Annotated in this window: 16 protein-coding genes and 1 pseudogene; 8 read left to right on the top strand and 9 right to left on the bottom strand. The window is 72.7% G+C overall.

From position 1 onward, the window contains the following. Window positions 1-6 precede the first annotated feature (6 nt). From MCBG_RS03965 to MCBG_RS03950, 3 genes are all read right to left on the bottom strand, one after another. Complete coding sequence (locus MCBG_RS03965) at window positions 7-1,050, bottom strand: 4Fe-4S dicluster domain-containing protein (RefSeq protein WP_043323965.1); 1,044 nt, start codon at window positions 1,048-1,050, stop codon at window positions 7-9. Continuing rightward, the gene (gene fdh / locus MCBG_RS03960; protein ID WP_140946325.1) at window positions 1,043-4,366 is read right to left on the bottom strand and encodes a formate dehydrogenase; all 3,324 of its coding nucleotides are present in this window, start codon (window positions 4,364-4,366) and stop codon (window positions 1,043-1,045) included. Before fdh ends, MCBG_RS03965 begins: the two co-directional genes overlap by 8 nt. A gap of 302 nt (window positions 4,367-4,668) precedes the next feature. After that, window positions 4,669-5,259, bottom strand: a complete 591-nt coding sequence (locus MCBG_RS03950) for a hypothetical protein (RefSeq protein ID WP_043323960.1) — start codon at window positions 5,257-5,259, stop codon at window positions 4,669-4,671. Between the two features lie 624 nt (window positions 5,260-5,883). Between MCBG_RS03950 and MCBG_RS03945 the strand changes: the two genes are divergently transcribed. Together MCBG_RS03945 and MCBG_RS03940 are read left to right on the top strand one after the other, a co-directional pair. Then, window positions 5,884-6,210 (top strand): hypothetical protein, encoded by a 327-nt coding sequence (locus MCBG_RS03945; protein WP_043323958.1) that lies wholly within the window; start codon window positions 5,884-5,886, stop codon window positions 6,208-6,210. Next, window positions 6,207-6,857 (top strand): nucleotidyl transferase AbiEii/AbiGii toxin family protein, encoded by a 651-nt coding sequence (locus MCBG_RS03940; protein ID WP_043323956.1) that lies wholly within the window; start codon window positions 6,207-6,209, stop codon window positions 6,855-6,857. Before MCBG_RS03945 ends, MCBG_RS03940 begins: the two co-directional genes overlap by 4 nt. A 139-nt stretch (window positions 6,858-6,996) precedes the next feature. Here MCBG_RS03940 and MCBG_RS03935 read toward each other — a convergent pair whose 3' ends face one another. Next, complete coding sequence (locus tag MCBG_RS03935) at window positions 6,997-7,899, bottom strand: SDR family oxidoreductase (RefSeq protein WP_043323954.1); 903 nt, start codon at window positions 7,897-7,899, stop codon at window positions 6,997-6,999. Window positions 7,900-8,051: 152 nt separating this feature from the next. On the opposite strand from MCBG_RS03935, the gene MCBG_RS03930 reads away from it, so the two are divergent. Further along, window positions 8,052-9,842, top strand: a complete 1,791-nt coding sequence (locus MCBG_RS03930; RefSeq protein WP_043323952.1) for a bifunctional metallophosphatase/5'-nucleotidase — start codon at window positions 8,052-8,054, stop codon at window positions 9,840-9,842. A gap of 39 nt (window positions 9,843-9,881) precedes the next feature. On the opposite strand, the gene MCBG_RS03925 is transcribed toward MCBG_RS03930, so the two are convergent. Further along, window positions 9,882-10,067 carry a hypothetical protein gene (locus tag MCBG_RS03925; RefSeq protein WP_223201055.1) on the bottom strand — a complete coding sequence of 62 codons (186 nt, stop codon included), beginning with the start codon at window positions 10,065-10,067 and terminating at the stop codon, window positions 9,882-9,884. A 95-nt stretch (window positions 10,068-10,162) separates the two neighbouring features. On the opposite strand from MCBG_RS03925, the gene MCBG_RS03920 reads away from it, so the two are divergent. Further along, window positions 10,163-11,197, top strand: coding sequence for an NAD(P)-dependent alcohol dehydrogenase (locus MCBG_RS03920; protein ID WP_043323948.1), 1,035 nt, complete (start codon window positions 10,163-10,165; stop codon window positions 11,195-11,197). A gap of 10 nt (window positions 11,198-11,207) precedes the next feature. Here the strand turns inward: MCBG_RS03920 and MCBG_RS03915 are convergent, their stop codons facing one another. Together MCBG_RS03915 and MCBG_RS03910 are read right to left on the bottom strand one after the other, a co-directional pair. Then, window positions 11,208-11,999: a DUF2785 domain-containing protein gene (locus tag MCBG_RS03915; RefSeq protein ID WP_043323946.1), complete on the bottom strand. Its 792-nt coding sequence runs from the start codon at window positions 11,997-11,999 to the stop codon at window positions 11,208-11,210. A gap of 9 nt (window positions 12,000-12,008) precedes the next feature. Further along, window positions 12,009-13,155: pseudogene (locus MCBG_RS03910) on the bottom strand (geranylgeranyl reductase family protein). A gap of 132 nt (window positions 13,156-13,287) precedes the next feature. Between MCBG_RS03910 and MCBG_RS03905 the strand changes: the two are divergent. Together MCBG_RS03905 and MCBG_RS03900 are read left to right on the top strand one after the other, a co-directional pair. Beyond that, window positions 13,288-13,524: a hypothetical protein gene (locus MCBG_RS03905; RefSeq protein WP_043323944.1), complete on the top strand. Its 237-nt coding sequence runs from the start codon at window positions 13,288-13,290 to the stop codon at window positions 13,522-13,524. 4 nt (window positions 13,525-13,528) lie between these two features. Then, window positions 13,529-14,959 (top strand): MFS transporter, encoded by a 1,431-nt coding sequence (locus tag MCBG_RS03900; RefSeq protein ID WP_043323942.1) that lies wholly within the window; start codon window positions 13,529-13,531, stop codon window positions 14,957-14,959. On the opposite strand, the gene MCBG_RS03895 is transcribed toward MCBG_RS03900, so the two are convergent. Further along, entirely contained in the window at window positions 14,932-15,489 is a 558-nt protein-coding gene (locus MCBG_RS03895; protein ID WP_043323940.1) for a helix-turn-helix domain-containing protein, read from the bottom strand. The genes MCBG_RS03900 and MCBG_RS03895 overlap by 28 nt on opposite strands. Before the next feature lie 71 nt (window positions 15,490-15,560). Between MCBG_RS03895 and MCBG_RS03890 the strand changes: the two genes are divergently transcribed. Beyond that, a complete protein-coding gene (locus tag MCBG_RS03890; protein ID WP_043323938.1) occupies window positions 15,561-15,902 on the top strand; it encodes a hypothetical protein in 342 nt (113 codons plus the stop codon). Continuing rightward, the gene (locus MCBG_RS03885; RefSeq protein WP_043323935.1) at window positions 15,899-16,816 is read left to right on the top strand and encodes an alpha/beta fold hydrolase; all 918 of its coding nucleotides are present in this window, start codon (window positions 15,899-15,901) and stop codon (window positions 16,814-16,816) included. The genes MCBG_RS03890 and MCBG_RS03885 overlap by 4 nt, the downstream gene beginning before the upstream one ends. Window positions 16,817-16,867: 51 nt before the next feature. On the opposite strand, the gene MCBG_RS03880 is transcribed toward MCBG_RS03885, so the two are convergent. Beyond that, window positions 16,868-17,419 carry a hypothetical protein gene (locus MCBG_RS03880; RefSeq protein ID WP_043323933.1) on the bottom strand — a complete coding sequence of 184 codons (552 nt, stop codon included), beginning with the start codon at window positions 17,417-17,419 and terminating at the stop codon, window positions 16,868-16,870. Window positions 17,420-17,626: the final 207 nt, after the last annotated feature.

Below are 17,626 nucleotides of genomic sequence, written 5' to 3'. Positions count from 1 at the left end.
CCGGGCTCACGACGATCCTCCGACGAACGCGGCGACGGCAGCCGCCGCCATGGCCAACGCGGCGAACCCGGCCCGCTTCCACATCTTCGGCAGGTCCCGGGTGGTGACCACCGGGTCCGGCGGCAGCCCGTACACCTCCGGCTCGTCGAGCAGCAGGAAGAACGCGCCGTCGCCGCCCACGCCGTCGGTCGGGTCGTGCCCGTACAGCCGCGCCTCCGGCACGCCCCGCTCGTGCAGCGCGGCGACCCGAGTGGCGGCCCGTTCCCGCAGCTCGTCGAGCGGGCCGTACTGGATCGACTCGGTCGGGCACGCCTGCGCGCAGGCGGGCGTCATGCCCGCGCCGATCCGGTCGTAGCACAGCGTGCACTTCCACGCCCGGCCGTCGCCCTTGCGCTGGTCGATCACGCCGTACGGGCAGGCGGAGATGCAGTAGCCGCAGCCGTTGCAGATGTCCTCCTGCACCACCACCGTGCCGAACTCGGTGCGGAACAGCGAACCGGTCGGGCACACGTCCAGGCAGGCCGCGTGCGTGCAGTGCTTGCACACGTCGGACATCATCAGCCAGCGGAAGTCGGTGCGGGTCTCCGCGCCGCTGTCCCGCCCGGGCGGCTGCGCGCCGGGCATGCCGAGGAACTCCGGACCGGCCGCCATCCGCGCCGCCGCCTCCGGCCGCCCCGGCGGCAGACCGGGATTCGTGCCGGTGTCGGGGGCCGTGCCCGCGCCGACCGCCGCGGACGCGGGGCTGGTCGCCGGGCCGGTCGGGTCACCGGCGAACGGCGGCGTGCGGTGCCCGGCCGGGCGGGGCTGCTCGATGAACGCCACGTGCCGCCACGAGTTCGCGGTCAGCGCGCCGGTGTTGTCGTACGACATGCCGAGCAGGTCGAACCCGGAGTCCGGGACGCCGTTCCACTCCTTGCAGGCCACCTCGCACGCCTTGCAGCCGATGCAGACGCTGGTATCGGTGAAGAAGCCCATCCGGGGCGGCGCTTCGACCCAGCCCGCGTCGGGGGCCGGGTCCAGCGGACCGTACAGGCTGTTGGCGTCAGGCATCCGGCTCCCCGTCCTGGTGCGCGGCGGGCGACTGCTCGTCGGTGCTGCCGGCGGCGTCGTCCCCGCCGGCCGCGTCGGTGGTCACCAGCGGGATCTTCCGGTCCGGCGTCATCCCGGCCCGCCGCTGGTAGTCGCCGACCAGGTCCAGCAGCGGCGGACCGGTGGGACGACGGCCGGGCCGGATGTCGCAGGTGCCGACCTTGCTCTCCTGGATGAGCACGTTCGGGTCCAGCGTGATGCCGAACAGGTCGTTCGCCGAGTCGCCGGTGACCAGACCCTCGGTGCCGAAGTGGTACGGCAGCCACACCTGGTGGATGATCCGCCCGTCCACCCGCAGCGGAGTGAGCCGGTCGGTGACCAGCACCCGCGCCTCGATCACCGCGCGGCCGCTGATCAGGTGCGCCCAGCCCAGGTGCGCCAGCCCGACCTCGCCGGCCAGTTCCGGGGACACCTCGACGAACATCTCCGGCTGCAGCTCGGCCAGGCGCGGCACGGTACGGCTCATCCCACCGGCGGTGTGGTGCTCGGTGAGGCGGCTGACCGTGAACACGTACGGGAAGACCTGGCTGTGCGGCTCCGGCGGACTCGGGTTCATCCGGTTGATCGGGTGCTCGTAGATCTTGCGGGTCGGGTTGGCCTGCTGACCGTAGAGCGGGTTGCGCATCGGCGACTCGGCCGGCTCGTAGTGCGTCGGCAGCGGGCCGTCCAGGACGCCGCTCGGCGCGTACAGCCACGCCTTGCCGTCGCCCTGCATGACGAACGGGTCGTCACCGGCGAGCGCGGCCGGCCCGGAGGCGCCCTCCGGCGGCCGGTACGACGGCGGCTTCGTCTTCTCGAAGTCCGGCACGTCGTAGCCGGTCCACTCGCCGGCATCCGGGTCCCACCAGACGTACTTCTTGCGCTCGCTCCACGGCCGGCCCTCGGGGTCGGCGGAGGCGCGGTTGTAGAGCGTGCGGCGGTTCGCCGGCCACGCCCAGCCCCACTCGGCGGCCACCCAGTCCTGCTCGTGGCGGGACCGGCGGCGGGCCGCCTGGTTCACCCCGTCGGCGTAGACGCCGGAGTAGATCCAGCAGCCGATCGCCGTCGAGCCGTCGTCCCGGGCCTCGCCGAACGCGTTCAGCGGGCGGCCGGTCGCCACCTCGTACCCGTTGATCTCCTTGAGCACCGCCTCGGCGCTCGGCTCCGCGTGCGGACCGTGCGTGGGGTAGTCCCAGGCCAGGTCCAGCAGCGCCCGGTCGCGGCGCTCGGTGGAGCCGGCCAGCTTCTCCCGCAGCACGCGGCCGAGGTGGTAGAAGAACCACAGCTCGGAGCGGGCGTCGCCCGGCGGGTCGACGGCCTTCTCCCGCCACTGCAGCAGCCGCTGCGTCTGGGTGAACGTGCCCTCCTTCTCCACGTGCGAGGCCGCCGGCAGGAAGAACACCTCGGTACGGCACTCCTCCGGGACGATCTCACCGGTGGCGACCTCCGGGCCGTTCTTCCAGAACGTGGCGCTCTCGATCATGAACAGGTCGCGGACCACGAGCCAGTCGAGGTTGGCCATGCCGAGGCGCTGGGCGCGGCCGTGCGCCGAGCCGACCGCCGGGTTCTGGCCGAGCAGGAAATAGCCCTTCACCTTGCCGTCGATCATGTTCAGGACCTGCTGGTACGTGCCGTGGTCGCCGGTCATCCGGGGCATGTAGCCGTAGCAGAAGTCGTTCTCCGGCGTCGCCGCGTCACCCCAGTACGCCTTGAGCAGGCTCGCCGCGAACGCCCGCGAGTTGCCCCAGAAGCCCTTCTGGCCCGGGTGCCGGATGCTGTCCACCCACCTGTCGAACGTCGGGTGGTCGGCGTGGTGCGGCATCGGCAGGTAGCCGGGCAGCAGGTTGAACAGCGTCGGGATGTCGGTGGAGCCCTGGATGCTGGCGTGACCGCGCAGCGCCAGGATGCCACCGCCCGGACGGCCCATGTTGCCCAGCAGCGTCTGGATGATCGAGCCGGTGCGGATGTACTGCACGCCCACGCTGTGCTGCGTCCAGCCGACCGAGTAGACGAGCGCGCCGGTGCGCTCCCGCCCCGAGTTCTCCGTCCAGGCACGCGCCAGTTCGAGGAATTTCTCCTCCGGGATGCCGCACACCCGGGCCACCATCTCCGGCGTGTAGCGGGCGAAGTGCCGCTTCAGGATCTGGTAGACGCAGCGCGGATGCTGCAACGTCTCGTCCCGCGGGGCCTGCGCCGGCACCGGCTCGCCGTGCGACTCGTGCTCCAACCCGGAAGCCGAGTCACGCTCCTTGCCGGTACCCCTGATCTTGGCGTTGTCCTCCTGGCCCTCGTACTGCCAGCTGGCGTGGTCGTAGGAGCCGGTGTCCGGGTTGTAGCCGGAGAACAGGCCGTCCAGGTCCTCGGTGTCGGCGAACCGCTCGCTGACGATGTTGGCCGCGTTGGTGTACGCCAGCACGTACTCCCGGAAGTCCAGCTCGTTGTCCAGGATGTAGCGCACCACGCCGCCGAGCAGCGCGATGTCCGTGCCCGCCCGGATCGGCAGGTACGTGTCGGCGAGCGCGCTGGTGCGCGTGAACCGCGGGTCGACGTGGAAGACCTTCGCGCCGCGCTTCTTCGCCTCCATCACCCACTGGAAACCCACCGGGTGGGCCTCGGCCATGTTCGAGCCCTGGATGATGATGACGTCAGCGTTGGCGAGATCTTGCTGGAAGTCCGTGGCGCCGCCGCGACCGAAGCTGGTCCCCAGACCGGGGACGGTGGCGGAGTGTCAAATACGGGCCTGGTTCTCGATCTGGAGTGCCCCCATCGCGGTGAACAGCTTCTTGATGAGGTAGTTCTCCTCGTTGTCCAGCGTCGCGCCGCCGAGGCTGGAGATGCCGAGCGTCCGGTTCAGCGGACGACCCTCGTCGTCGACGTCCTCCCAGGTCTCCGCGCGGGCGGCGAGGATCCGGTCGGCGATCATGTCGAGCGCGACGTCGAGGTCCAGGTCTTCCCACTCGGTCGCGTACGGCCGGCGGTAGCGGACCTTCGTCTGGCGCAGCGGGCTGGTCACCAGGCTCTTGCTGGCCGAGCCCTTCGGGCAGAGCCGGCCGCGCGAGATCGGGCTGTCCGGGTCGCCCTCGATCTGGGTGACCTTGCCGTCGGAGTGGAAGACGCGCTGCCCGCAGCCGACCGCGCAGTACGGGCAGACCGAGCGGGCCATGCCGTCGGCGGTCTCGGTGCGGGCGGTCAGCGCGGCGGAGCGCGCCGACTGGGCGGCGGCGCCGCGACCGAGCGGATCGGTGCCGGTGAGTTGCCGGTAGACCGGCCACCCCTGGATGAAGGTCTTCAGACCCACCCGGGCACCCCCTCCGCGTCGAGAACGGCTCTCACCTCTTCCTTCTCACCCTAGGCCAGCCGCCGGAGGCGTGCGAGTCGAGCCCACAGACAGAGCCGCCCCGGCCATTCGGCCGGGGCGGCTCTGGGCGTCGGTGTGCATGTCGCCTCTCGGCGAGTGGCGCGACGCGGCTCCAGCCGAACGGTATTCCGCGAAGGCAATTTAGGTGAGGCCCGGGGACACTGGACACACCGACGCTCTGCACAACGGTACCGGGGTCACGGTTCTTCCGCTCGTTCCTCGTGACCCCGGTCACCGCCGGGTCAGCTGTTCCAGTGCTCGGCGACCAGGTCGGCGGCCTGCTGCTCCCACTGGGCGTAGTGGTCGGGGTAGGCGGAGACCTGGACGGTCTGGGCGGCCTTGGTCAGGGGCATGTCCTGCCAGCCGTCGACCTGCTTGAGGCCCTTCAGGAACGCGGTGGTGGAGTATTCGGGGTCGGTGATCTGCTCGACCGTGCCCCAACCGCTGGAGGGGCGCTGCTGGAACAGGCCCTGCGAGTCGTGGTCGTTACGGTCACCCAGGTGGCCGAGGTTCTCCAGCTTCGACTCCTGCAACGCGGTGGCGATGGACACGACCGCGGCGCGCTCATCCATGCCGGCCTTCTTGGTGGCGGCGATGATGGCCTTGACGTTGGCGGTCTGCTCGTCGCCCAGGTCGATGCGGGACTGGGTGCCCTGCACGCCGTGCGGGATCAGCGCGGCGCTGTCCAGCTTCGCGGCCTGCGTGGTGGTGACCGCGGCGGCGTCGCGGGTGGTGGGGGTGCTGGTGTCGTGGTTGAGGGGGCCGGCGGCGAGGCCACCGGCGACGGTCAGACCGGCGATACCGAGGATGCTCTTACGCAGGATCGTGTTCATGAGGGGGCTCCATTCGGGGGTCGACGCACCCGGGGGCGAGTGCGTGGGCACCGTCAGGCGCTCAGAGAAGTCTTCGGGGGGATCCGGCTCGCTGCCCGTGGCTGCGGGGGCCGGAGACATGTCCAACGACCGCCGCCCCGGGATCATTCCGGGGGCGCCGGGGGACGCTGCTGCGGTCGTTCACCAGGTATAACGCCCCCGCCCCGCCACCGATTCCGCCACCCGGGTGTCCCCGACCACCCCGAAACCCGACACCCACCCCACCCGACACCCCGGCTCACCCTCCCGTGACCCCGAAGCGTCGATCATGAGGTTGACGGCACCTCGTGTCCGTTTTGTCACCGCCAACCTCATGATCGATCAGGCCTCGAGTAAACGGCCTGCGGCGGAGAGATCTTGGTACGAAACCGCCCTTCCGGGGGCGCCCTCGTACCAAGATCTCGGATGCCGGCGGCAGGCCGCCGAACCGCTGTCGCCGAAGTCATTGATCAAGGAGTTTGGGTCACCCGTGAGGCCTGAGGCAGACACAAACTCCTTGATCAACGGGCTGGGGTGGGCCCGCCCGACGCGACAAGGGCGGGAAGGGAGGGGGGTGATGGGCCGGGTTGGGGTTACCCTGATGCCATGTCGGCCACCGCGCACGCGTACCTCGCCCGGCCCGGGCGACCCGCCGTGGTGGCGCGCACCCTGGACGAGCTGACCGGCCCCACCACCGGCATCGTCGAACTGCCGGTACGCCTCATGTGGAGCAGCGAGCGCGCGTTCGACCTGGCCGACCCGGACGAACTGCTCTGGATGTACGAGAACGTGCTGCGCGAGACGACCCGGGTGGAGGATCTGCGCGAGCTGATCCACGGGGGCACGTTGCGCCGGTTGTGGCCGCTGTTGAACCTGCCCCGGGGCGTACGCCTGGCCTGGGAGGGCCGGCACCGGAGCCTGCGCCCGGCGTGACCCATCCGCACGACTTCTACCGGGAGGTGGCCCGGGTGGCGCTGGCCGCCGCCGGCCCGCACCGGTTCGTGCTCGGCGGCGGTGTCGCCTGGGCCGCGCACGGCCTGGTCACCCGCCCCACCGAGGACGTCGACCTGTTCGCCGACGTGGAGGGCGCCGCCGCGGCCGCGGCCGACGGGGTACGCGCGGCGCTGGAACGGGCCGGCTACCAGGTGGCCGAGGCGGATCCGGGCGGCCTGGGCGAGGTGTTCGACGGCTTCGACCGGGACCTGCGGGACTTCGTGGTGAGCCGGGACGGCCGGCAGATCCGCCTCAGCCTGGCCCGCCTGGACCGGCACCGCAGCCCGGTGGTGATGGACTTCGGCCCGGTGATGGACGTGCGGGACCTGATCGCCAACAAGACCGCCGCGCTGGTGAACCGGCGGGAGGTACGCGACTACATCGACGTGTCCGCCGCGCTGGACCGGTACACGGTCGCGGAGCTGCTGGAGCTGGCCCGGCAGGTGGACCCGGCGCTGGACGACGAGGACGTGCGCGCCGCCGGCCGCTACCTGGACGGGCTGGCCGACCGGCGGTTCACCCGCTACGGCCTGGACGCGCCGCGCATCGCCGAGGTGCGCCGCCGGATGGGCGTCTGGCCCCGCTGAGCAACGGAACCAGACGACCCCGCCGCGCCGCGCCGGACGGACAGACGCCCGAGTCGCGCCGGACCAGACGACCGAGCCGGGACAAGCCGGACCGGCCGGATGGGCGAGCCGGGACCAGAGACGCAGCCGCACCGGACGCTCACTTCGTCGGGCGGCCGCCCGTGACGCCGAGGATCTCGCCGGTGACGTAGCTGGACTCCTGGGAGGCGAAGTAGACGTACGCGGGCGCCAGCTCGGCCGGCTGACCGGGACGGCCCAGCGGCGTGTCGGTGCCGAACTGCTTCACCTTCTCCTCCGGCATGGTGGCCGGGATCAGCGGCGTCCAGATCGGACCGGGCGCGACCGCGTTGACCCGGATGCCCCGCTCGGCGAGGTTCTGCGCGAGCGCCTTGGTGAAGTTCGCGATGGCGGCCTTGGTGGTGGCGTAGTCGAGCAGCTGCGGCGACGGGTCGAACGCCTGGATCGACGACGTGTTGATGATCGTCGAGCCTTCCTTCATGTGCGGCACGGCGAACTTGCAGAGCCAGAACATGGCGTACACGTTGGTCTTGAACACCCGGTCGAACTGCTCGGTGGTGATGTCGAGCAGGCCGTTGTCCTGCGACATCTGGTACGCCGCGTTGTTGACCAGGATGTCGACGCCGCCGAGGTCGCGCATCGCCTGGTCGACGAGGGCACGGCAGTTGGCCTCCTCGCGCAGGTCGCACCGGACCGCGACGCCGGTGCGCCCGGCCTGCTCGATCAGGGCGACCGTCTCCCGGGCGTCCTTCTCCTCCTCGTCGGCGAGGTAGGTGACGAGCACGTCGGCGCCCTCGCGGGCGAAGGCGATCGCCACGGCCCGCCCGATGCCGGAGTCGCCGCCGGTGATGATCGCGCGCTTGCCGGTGAGCCGGTCGCTGCCCCGGTACGACTGCTCGCCGTGGTCGGGCTTCGGCCCCATCTGCTGTTCGCTGCCGGGCGGCGTCTGCTGTTGCGACGGCTGTCCCTCACGCTGTCCGTACTGCTCGGCCGGGTGCTGCTGGGTGAACTGGTCCTCGCTCATGTCTGCGCCCCTACCCCGGTGACCGGAGGGGAAACAGCAGCACCGTGACCGTAGGGGAAACAAAACGGGCCGGTGTGGCGCACGCGACATGTGGTGGTTATGGTGCGCAACGGCGCCCACGAGGCGCGTACCCCCCATTGGAAAGGCACCTCATGACTTCCTCCTCCGGCGCCTCCCGGCGCCAGGTGCTGGCCGTCGCGGCCGCCGCCGCGACCGCTCCCCTGCTGGCCGGCGCGCCCGCCGAGGCGAAGCCGAAGCAGCCGAAGACCTGGGACCTGACGATCCTCGGCACGTCCGACACCCACGGCAACGTCTACAACTGGGATTACTACAAGGACGCGGAGTTCGACGACAGCAAGCAGAACGACGTCGGCGTCGCGAAGCTCGCCACCCTGGTCAACCAGATCCGCGCCGAGCGCAAGGGCAGGGCCACGCTGGTCCTCGACGCCGGCGACACCATCCAGGGCACGCCGCTTGCGACGTACTACGCCAAGCAGGAGCCGATCACCAGCACCGGTGAGACGCACCCGATGGCCCGCGCCATGAACATCCTCAAGTACGACGCGGTGACGCTCGGCAACCACGAGTTCAACTACGGCCTGCCGCTGCTGGCCACCTGGATCGAGCAGCTCGGCTTCCCGGCCCTGGCCGCGAACGCGCTCAACGCGAAGACCGGCAAGCCGGCGTTCCTCCCGTACGTGATCAAGGAGGTCAAGCTCGGCGGGCACGGCGCGCCGAAGCTGCGCGTGGGCGTCCTCGGCCTGACCAACCCCGGCGTGGCCATCTGGGACAAGGGCAACGTCGAGGGCCGCCTCGTCTTCGCCGACATGGTCGCCACCGCCGCGAAGTGGGTGCCGGAGATGCGCCGCCGCGGCGCCGACCTGGTCGTCATCTCGGCGCACGGCGGCGACAGCGGCACCTCCAGCTACGGCCCGGAGCTGCCGAACGAGAACCCGACCGCGCTGATCGCCGAGCAGGTCCCCGGCATCGACGCGATCCTGTTCGGCCACGCGCACAACGAGGTGCCGGAGAAGTTCGTCACCAACCTCACCACCGGCGAGCGGGTCCTCACCTCGGAGCCGTCGAAGTGGGGCCAGCGGCTGACCCGGATGGACTTCACGCTGACCCGGGAGAAGGGCCGCTGGACGGTCACCGCCAAGTCGGCCACCACGCTCAACACCAACACGGTGGTCGAGGACCCGGCGGTGCTCGCGGCCGTGCGCGGCCAGCACACCAAGACCGTCGAGTACGTCAACCGCGTCGTCGCGCAGTCCAGCGTGGAGCTGTCGGCCGCCGAGTCGCGGTACAAGGACACCCCGATCCTGGACTTCATCAACCACGTCCAGACCGAAGTCGTCACCGAGGCGCTCGCGGGCGGCGAGTACGCGGGCCTGCCGGTGCTGTCCATCGCCGCGCCGTTCAGCCGTACCGCGGTGTTCCCGCAGGGCGACGTGCGCATCCGCGACGTGGCGGGCCTCTACGTGTACGACAACACGCTGGAGGCGGTCGTGCTGACCGGCGCCGAGGTGAAGGCGTACCTGGAGTACTCGGCGAAGTACTTCGTCACGCTGCCGGCGGGCGCGCCGGTGAACCCGGAGACGATCAGCGACCCGGCGGTGCCGGACTACAACTACGACGTGTTCTCCGGCGTCGACTACGACATCGACATCGCCAAGCCGGTCGGCCAGCGGGTCACCCGGCTGGTGCTGGCCGGCACCGACACCCCGGTCGCGGCGGACGCCCGGTTCGTGGTGGCGGTGAACAACTACCGGCGCAGCGGCGGCGGCAACTTCCCGGGCATCGTGAAGACCCAGGTCTACAACGCCCAGCAGGAGATCCGCCAGCTGCTCATCGACTGGGCGCAGGCCAAGGGCGTCATCGACCCGGCCGACTTCTTCGTACCCAACTGGAAGCTGGTGCGCGACGGCGTGCCGGTCTTCTGACCGTGCGGCGACGGGGTCCGGGCCGGTGCCCGGACCCCGTCAGCCGCCCGCGCGCAGGTGCCACTCCGACTCCCCGCCGACCGGGTCCGGCCGGTCCGGCGGGGTCTCGGTCTCCACGGACCCCGTGAGGTCCTCCGGGCGTACCCGGGCCGGCAGTTCGCCGAAGCGGACGTGCCGCAGGAACGCGTACTCCTCGTCGGTGAACGACTCGGCCGGCTCACTCATGACCGCATTGTGCGCCCGCCCGTCCCGTCGGCGCATCAACCACCACGGCAGGGGTATGCCGCCGCGACGACCGTCGGTGACGAGGTGGAGGAGACATGCGCGCAGTACGGATGACAGCGCCCGGGGTGCTGGAGCACACGGAGGTGCCCACGCCCGAGGCCGGCCCCGGTGAGGTGCTGCTGCGCGTCGGCGCGGTCGGCGCCTGCCACTCCGACCTGCACATCCTCGACGCTCCGGCCGGCGTGTTCCCGATCCCGATGACCCTGGGGCACGAGATCGCCGGCACCGTCGACACGGTCGGCGCCGGGGTGGTCGGCTGGTCGCCCGGAGAACGGGCCGCGGTCTACGGGATCATCGGCTGCGGCCGGTGCCGGGCCTGCCTGCGGGGCGAGGAGAACCGCTGCCGGGTAACCCCGGTCGGCGGCATCGGGCTCAGCCGCGACGGCGGGCTCGCCGAGTACGTCGTGGTTCCCGCGTCCCGGCTGCTGCCGGTCGGCGACATGGACCTGACCCAGGCCGCGCCGCTCACCGACGCCGGGCTGACGCCGTACCACGCGGTGGAGCTGGCCCGGCCCCGGCTGCGGCCCGGCACCACCTGCGTGGTGATCGGCATCGGCGGGCTGGGGCACATGGGGTTGCAGATCCTGCTCGCCACCACAGCGGTACGGATCGTCGCGGTGGACACCAGCACCGCGGCGCTGGACCTGGCCGGCCGGCTCGGCGCGCACCACGTGGTGCAGGCCGGCCCGGACGCGGTGGAGAAGATCCGTGAGCTGGTCGGGCCGGCCCCGGACGGCGCGGACGTGGTGCTCGACTTCGTCGGCGCGCAGGCGACCCTGGACACCGCCCGGCAGGTCGTCGCCACCGGCGGTCAGCTGCTGCTGGTCGGCCTGGCCGGCGGTACGCTGCCGGTCCGGCCGGTCGCCGACGAGCCGCCGCCCGTGCCGTTCGAGGCCGCTGTGGCGGTGCCGTTCTGGGGCACCCGGGCCGAACTGCACGAGGTGATCGCGCTGGCCCGCGACGGCCGGCTGCACGCCGACGTGCAGACGTTCCCGCTCGCGGAGGCGCCGCAGGCGTACGAGGCGCTGCGCCGGGGCGACGTGCACGGGCGGGCGGTCATCGTCCCCTGACCGGGGGCGTTCAGCCGTGCTGGAAGACCGGGGCGAGCACCTCGGCCAGGCGTGCCTTGACCGCGTCGCGGTGCGGCTGCGGCAGCGCCGGGGCGTCCCGGCTCGGCCCGATGCCGGTGTCCAGCAGCACGTACAGCGCCCGCAGCGTCCGCATGCTGTTCGAGGCGTGCGCGGGTGTGGTGCCCCGGGGCAGCGCGGCGAAGCTCGCCGCGACCGGGTCCAGCCAGCCGAGCGCGTCGGCGCCGGACAGGCCGGGCCGGGCCAGCACCAGTGCGATCGCGCGGGCCAGCCGGTCGTCCTCCTGTGCGGCGAAGAGGTGCCCGGTCGGCGCGACGAGGCGGGCCGCGGCCAGGTCGAGCATGCTCGCCGGGTCGACCGACGGGTGGCGGCCGAACGTGGCCAGCAGGTCGGCGCCGTGGGCCACCGCGTGCAGCCAGCCGAGCGTCGCGTCGTACCCGCGCAGGTCGGTCTCGGCCGGGTACCAGGCGCGGAACGCGGCCGGCCAGGCCGGGTCGAGGTCACCCCGGCTGACGATCATGTCCAGCACCAGCGGCGCGAACGTGCGGGCCTGGATCTCCGGGTCGGTGAACCGCTCGGCCATGATCGCGCCCAGCTTCGCCCGGCGGCCGGCGTCGATCACGTCCCGGGCGATCCAGGTGCGCAGCACCACGTAGGGCGCGCCGTCCCGGACCGCCGGGTCGGGGTCGCGCAGCGCGGCGGCGAGTTCGGCGACGAGGTCGTCCAGGTCGCGGCCGTCCGGCACCGCGAAGTCGCGTTCGCAGACGAGATCCCAGTCGGTCACCGCGCCAGGTTAACCGGCCACGGCCCGCGCCCTCGCGGGCAGACGGTCGAGCACCGCGAGCCCGGCGCGTACCGGCCGCCGGTCGAGCATCTCGGCGAAGCTCGCCCGGCCCTGGCAGAACCGGACGAACATCCGCCAGCCGGGCGGGCTGGCGAGCATCGCGTGGAACACGTCGGGCCGCCGCTCGAACGTCTCCAGCAGCCGGTGCCCGGCGCGCATCTCCGGCGTCAGCCGCCGGCCGACCTCCCGGGCGTACGCGCCGAGGTCGCCGCCGGCCACCGCCTCCCCGGCCAGCCGGCCGGAGCGCAGCGCGTAGCTGATCCCCTCCCGGCTCCACGGCTCCAGCAGCCCGGCCGCGTCGCCTGCGACCAGCACCCGCCCGTGGCGCAGCGGCGAGTCGTCGGCGCGGCAGCGGGTGAGGTGACCGGAGTCGTGCTCCGGCGTCACCCCGGACAGTCCGAGCCGGTCGGTGAAGTCGCGCAGGTAGGCGCGGGTGCGGTCGCCGTCGCCCCGGACAAAAAATGACGCCCACGGTGAGCCGGTCGCCCTTGGGGAACACCCACGCGTAGGAGCCGGGCAGCGGCCCCCAGTCGAGCAGCACCCGGCCCCGCCAGCGTTCCCGTTCGGCACCGTCCACCGGCAGTTCCAGTTCCAGGCCGAGGTCGACCTGGCGGAAACGGACACCGACGTGGCGTGCCGTGACGCCGGAGGAGCCGTCCGCGCCGATGACGGCACGGGCGCGCACCACCTCGCCGTCGGCCAGACGCAGGCGTACCTCGTCGGGGTCCTGCTCGACCGCGCGGACCGCGACGCCCTCGCGGACCTGAGCCCCGGCGGCGACGGCGGCGGCGCGCAGCCGGTCGTCGAACTCCTCCCGGCGGATCATCGTGACCAGCGGCGACGGGTGCCGGCGGGTGAACGCGCGCCGCCCGTCGCGGGTGAACGTGATCCGGTCGACCCGGTCGTGGGCGGGCACCTCGAGGCGGTCGGCGACCTCGGCCAGCGAGGTGCCGATCAGGCCGCCGCCGCAGGTCTTGTACCGGGGGTGGGTGGCCCGCTCGACCACGAGGGTGCGGACGCCGGAGCGGGCCGCGGCATGCGCGGCGGAGAGTCCGGCGGGCCCACCGCCGACCACGACGAGATCCCAGATGATCACTGGTGCAGCCTAGGGCACCCCCGCCCCGCCCGGCACGACAGTCGAACGGGTGAGCATCATCGCGGCCCGTCCGGGTAACCGCCGGTCGCCGGCCGTCCGCGGGTCGGACGGTCCACGCCGAGGAGGGAAGCGATGCCTCAGGTCCAGCTGTCTGCGGTCGAGGAACGGGTGTACCAGGCGGTGTCCGCGCTGGAGGTGCAGGGACACGTCCCCTACCCGGACCTGATCGCCCAGGAGACCGGGATGACCGAGGAGGAACTGCGCGAGCCGCTGCACTCGCTCACCGAGCGAGGGCTGCTGCACCGCGAGGACTCCCCCATGTCCGGCCTGGACTTCGGGCCGCGGTGGTGCGCGCGCCAGGTGGCGTGATCGGATCGTGCCGGACACCGGGTACGACGATCGGCGTCGCTGGCGCGCGCTGAGCGTCGGCCTGATCGCGGCGTTCATGACGCTGCTGGACGTCAGCATCGTCAACGTCGCGGTGCCGTCGATCGACCGGGCGCTGCACGCCACACCGAGCGACCTGCAGTGGGTGCTGTCCGGGTACGCGCTGACGTTCGGCCTGGTGCTGGTGCCGGCCGGGCGGTTCGGCGACGCGCGCGGGCGGCGTACCGCGTTCGTGGTCGGGGTGGGCCTGTTCACGCTGACCAGCGCGCTGGCCGGGCTGGCCCGCTCGCCGGAGTGGCTGGTGGTGGCCCGGCTCGTCCAGGGCGCCGCCGCCGGTGTGGTGAACCCTCAGGTCAGCGGCATGATCCAGGAGCTGTTCCGGGGCGCCGACCGGGGTCGCGCGTTCGGCCTGCTGGGCGCGACGATCGGTATCTCCACCGCCGTGGGGCCGCTGCTCGGCGGCCTGCTCATCCAGCTGGGCGGCGCGGAGCACGGCTGGCGGTGGGTGTTCTTCGTGAACATCCCGGTCGGGATCGTGGCGATGCTGCTCGGCTGGCGGCTGATGCCGACCCGGGCGACGAACCCCGCCGGGCGGGGCCGCCTCGATCCACTCGGCGTGCTGCTGCTCGGCGCCGGGGTGACGGTGATCCTGCTGCCGCTGGTGCAGCGGGAGCAGTGGCGGGGCCCGGGCAAGTGGTTGCTGATCCCGGTCGGCCTGCTGCTGCTCGCCGGGTTCGCGCTCTGGGAGCACCGGTACGCCCGGCGCGCCCAGCCGCTGTTCGACCTGCGGCTGTTCACGGTGCGCTCGTACACGCTGGGCGCGCTGATCGGCCTGATCTACTTCGCCGGGTTCACCGCGATCTTCTTCATCTTCACGCTCTACCTGCAGATGGGGCTCGGCTACAGCGCGCTCGTGGCCGGTCTGGCGATCACGCCGTTCGCGCTCGGTTCGGCGCTCGCCTCCGCGCTCGGCGGCCGGGTGGTCACCCGGTACGGCCGTCCGCTCGTCGCGATCGGGCTGCTGGCGGTGGTGGCCGGGCTGATCGCGACCGACCTGGTGCTGGCGGGCGGGCCGCACGACAACGTGCCGCTGCGGACCGCGCTGCCGCTGCTCGTCGCGGGGCTGGGCAGCGGCCTGGTGATCGCGCCGAACCAGACGCTCACGCTGTCCGAGGTGCCGGTGCCGATGGCCGGCAGCGGCGCGGGCATGCTGCAGACCGGGCAGCGCATCGGCTCGGCCGCCGGCATCGCCGCGGTGGGCGCGCTGTTCTTCTCCACGATCGCCGACGACCACGGCGACTGGGGTACGGCGTTCCGCCACTCACTGCTGCTCGCCGCCGGGATCATCGTGCTGGCGCTGGGTGCCGCCGTGGCGGACATCGTGGCCGGTCACCGGCGCTCGGCGGGCCGCCCCTGATCGGCGCCGGGCAGCAGCACGGTGGTGAGCAGCCGCCGGGTGCGGCCGGGCCCGGGGCCGAGCGCGGCGTACTCGGCGAACAGCTCGCGGAACCGGGTGACGAACTCGGCGGTCTCGGCGTCGGTGGCGTGGAACGCGTTCTGCCGGTAGCCGGCCACGTCGCGGGCCAGGTCGGGGTCGCCGCGGTCGAGGTAGCCGTCGAAGTCGGCGAGCAGGCCCGCGACGAAGGTGAGGAACGCCTGGCGGTGCCGTTGCGGGCTCATGGCCCGGGCCTCGTCCGGGTCCACCGACGCGGCGGCCTCGTGGAGCCGGTAGCTGCGCTCGACCGCGCCGCGGGCGCGCCGCTCCCCGACCGTGTGCAGCACGCCGTTCTCGGCGAGCGTGGCGACCTGCCGGTAGAGCGTGGCCGGCGGCACGTCGCTCAGCTCGCTGCGCAGGTCGGCGGTGGTCAGCGTGCGACCGCCCAGGAACGCCTGGACGATGCGCAGCCGGACCGGGTGCATCAGCAGCTCCACGGTGTCGAGTGCCACAGTCGCTCCCCTTTTTGTTATCGCCTCCGGTAATGTTCTCACCGACGATAACAGAACCGAGGAGCGCGCCGATGGCCACCATCGACATCACCCCCGACCGCATCGACGTCCGGCTCACCACCGCCGAGAAGATCTGGGCCCTGCGCGGCGACCTGTCGTTCCCCCGCTCCGCCGTCGCGGGCGCCGTCGTCGTGCCCGACGGGGCGCGCGCCACCCGCGGCATCCGGGCGCCCGGCCTCGGCGTGCCCCGCACGCGCAACGTCGGCACCTGGCGCGGCAGGGCCGGCAAGGAGTTCGTCAGCGTCCGCGGCGGCCAGCCGGCCGTCCGCATCACCCTCACCGGCCAGGCGTACGACTCCCTGCTCATCGGCGCCGACGACGCCTCCGCCCTGGCCGCGGCGGTGCTGCCGTGACGATCGACCGTCCGCTCGTCGTCGACTCGGGCGAGCAGCGGCTGTCCGGCACGCTCACGCTGCCCGACGGCGCCGGAGGGCACCCGGTGGCGCTGCTGCTGCCCGGCTCCGGGCCGATCAACCGCGACGGCGACCACCGCAGCCTGCCCCTGGGCATCCAGCGGCACCTGGCCGCAGCGCTCGCCGGGGCCGGGATCGCGGTCGCCCGGTACGACCGGCGGGGCGTCGGCGAGAGCACCGGCGAGTTCCTGCGTACCGGCTTCTTCGACAACGTCGACGACGCGGCCGCCGTGTTCGCGGCGCTGCGCGACGACCCGGCCGTGGACGCCGGACGGATGTTCCTGGTCGGGCACAGCGAGGGCGCGCTCACCGCTGTCGCGCTCGCCGCGCGCGGCGTACCGGTGGCCGGCCTGGTCCTGCTGTCCGCGCCCGGGCGCACCGGCGCCGAGGTGCTGCGCTGGCAGGCCGGACGGCTGCTGCCCACGCTGCCCGCGCCGGTACGCCTGGTGCTCCGGCTCACCCGCACCGACCTGGTGGCGAAGGTGGCCCGCAACCACGAGAAGATCCTCGCCACCGACAAGGACGTGGCGTGGGTCGGCGGGCAGCGGCTCAACGCCCGCTGGTTCCGGGAGTTCCTGCGCTACGACCCGCGGCCGGACCTGGCCCGCGTCGACGCGCCGATCCTCGCGCTCACCGGCGACAAGGACCTCCAGACCGACCCGGCGGACCTGCCGGTCATCGCCGCGCACGCGGGCGGGCCGGTGCGGACCGGCGTGCTGCCGGACGTCACCCACGTGCTGCGGCGCCAGCCCGGTCCGCCGTCGCTGCGGGCGTACCGGGACGAGGCGAAGCAGCCGCTGGACCCGTCGGTGGTCGAACCGGTGCTGTCGTGGCTGGCCACGCACAGCGGCTGAGAGCACGCGAAAGGCCGGCACCCGGATCGGGTACCGGCCTTTCGTCGGGTCTTACTTGTGCCAGTGCTCGGCGACGATCTCGGCGGCCTGCTTCTCCCACTGCGCGTACGCGTCGGGGTAGGCGCTGACCTGCACGGTCTGCGCGGCCTCGGTCAGCGGCATGTCCTGCCAGCCGTCGACCTGCTTGAGGCCCTTGAGGAACGCCAGCGTCGAGTACTCGGGGTCGGTGATCTGCTCCGGCGTACCCCAGCCGCTGGACGGCCGCTGCTGGAACAGGCCCAGCGAGTCGTGGTCGTTGCGGTCACCCAGGTGACCCAGGTTCTCCAGCTTCGACTCCTGCAGCGCGGTGGCGATCGCGACGACAGCGGCCCGCTCGGGCAGGCCCGCCTTCTTGGTGGCCGCGATGATGGCCTTGGCGTTGGCGATCTGCTCGTCGTTCAGGTCCACGTGCGACTGCTCGCCCTGCGGGCTCACGCCCTGAACCGCTGCCGCGGCCGGCTTGGCGGTCTCCGCCGCGTGGGGGGCGACCGGACCGGCGAACACGCCACCGGTGAAGGCGAGACCGGCGATACCGAGGATGCTCTTGCGCAGGATCGTGTTCATGGTGGGCTCCGTTCGGGGGTCGACGCATCCGGGGGATGCGTGGGCACCGTCAGGCGCTCGAAGTTCTCGGGGGGATCCGGCAGCGCGGGGCGTGCCGGGTGCATCTGCAACGACCGACGACCCGGGCTTGTTCCCCGGGGGCGCTCGCCGGCGCCACTCCGGTCGCGCACCGGCTTACAACGCCCCCCACCCGCCCCCGCCCCGCCC

Origin of the sequence: Micromonospora sp. M42 (assembly GCF_000568915.1) — a bacterium.
GTDB lineage: Bacteria > Actinomycetota > Actinomycetes > Mycobacteriales > Micromonosporaceae > Micromonospora > Micromonospora chalcea.
Note: the sequence above shows the minus strand (reverse complement) of the source record. Positions and strands in the feature narration are given on the sequence as shown.

What these genes read in the sequence shown, in the direction of transcription:
- MCBG_RS03965 (WP_043323965.1), bottom strand. Translation starts at nt 1,050, where the DNA reads ATGCCTGACGCCAACAGCCTGTACGGTCCGCTGGACCCGGCCCCCGAC.
- MCBG_RS03950 (WP_043323960.1), bottom strand. Translation starts at nt 5,259, where the DNA reads ATGAACACGATCCTGCGTAAGAGCATCCTCGGTATCGCCGGTCTGACC.
- MCBG_RS03945 (WP_043323958.1), top strand. Translation starts at nt 5,884, where the DNA reads ATGTCGGCCACCGCGCACGCGTACCTCGCCCGGCCCGGGCGACCCGCC.
- MCBG_RS03935 (WP_043323954.1), bottom strand. Translation starts at nt 7,899, where the DNA reads ATGAGCGAGGACCAGTTCACCCAGCAGCACCCGGCCGAGCAGTACGGA.
- MCBG_RS03930 (WP_043323952.1), top strand. Translation starts at nt 8,052, where the DNA reads ATGACTTCCTCCTCCGGCGCCTCCCGGCGCCAGGTGCTGGCCGTCGCG.
- MCBG_RS03925 (WP_223201055.1), bottom strand. Translation starts at nt 10,067, where the DNA reads ATGAGTGAGCCGGCCGAGTCGTTCACCGACGAGGAGTACGCGTTCCTG.
- MCBG_RS03920 (WP_043323948.1), top strand. Translation starts at nt 10,163, where the DNA reads ATGCGCGCAGTACGGATGACAGCGCCCGGGGTGCTGGAGCACACGGAG.
- MCBG_RS03905 (WP_043323944.1), top strand. Translation starts at nt 13,288, where the DNA reads ATGCCTCAGGTCCAGCTGTCTGCGGTCGAGGAACGGGTGTACCAGGCG.
- MCBG_RS03890 (WP_043323938.1), top strand. Translation starts at nt 15,561, where the DNA reads ATGGCCACCATCGACATCACCCCCGACCGCATCGACGTCCGGCTCACC.
- MCBG_RS03880 (WP_043323933.1), bottom strand. Translation starts at nt 17,419, where the DNA reads ATGAACACGATCCTGCGCAAGAGCATCCTCGGTATCGCCGGTCTCGCC.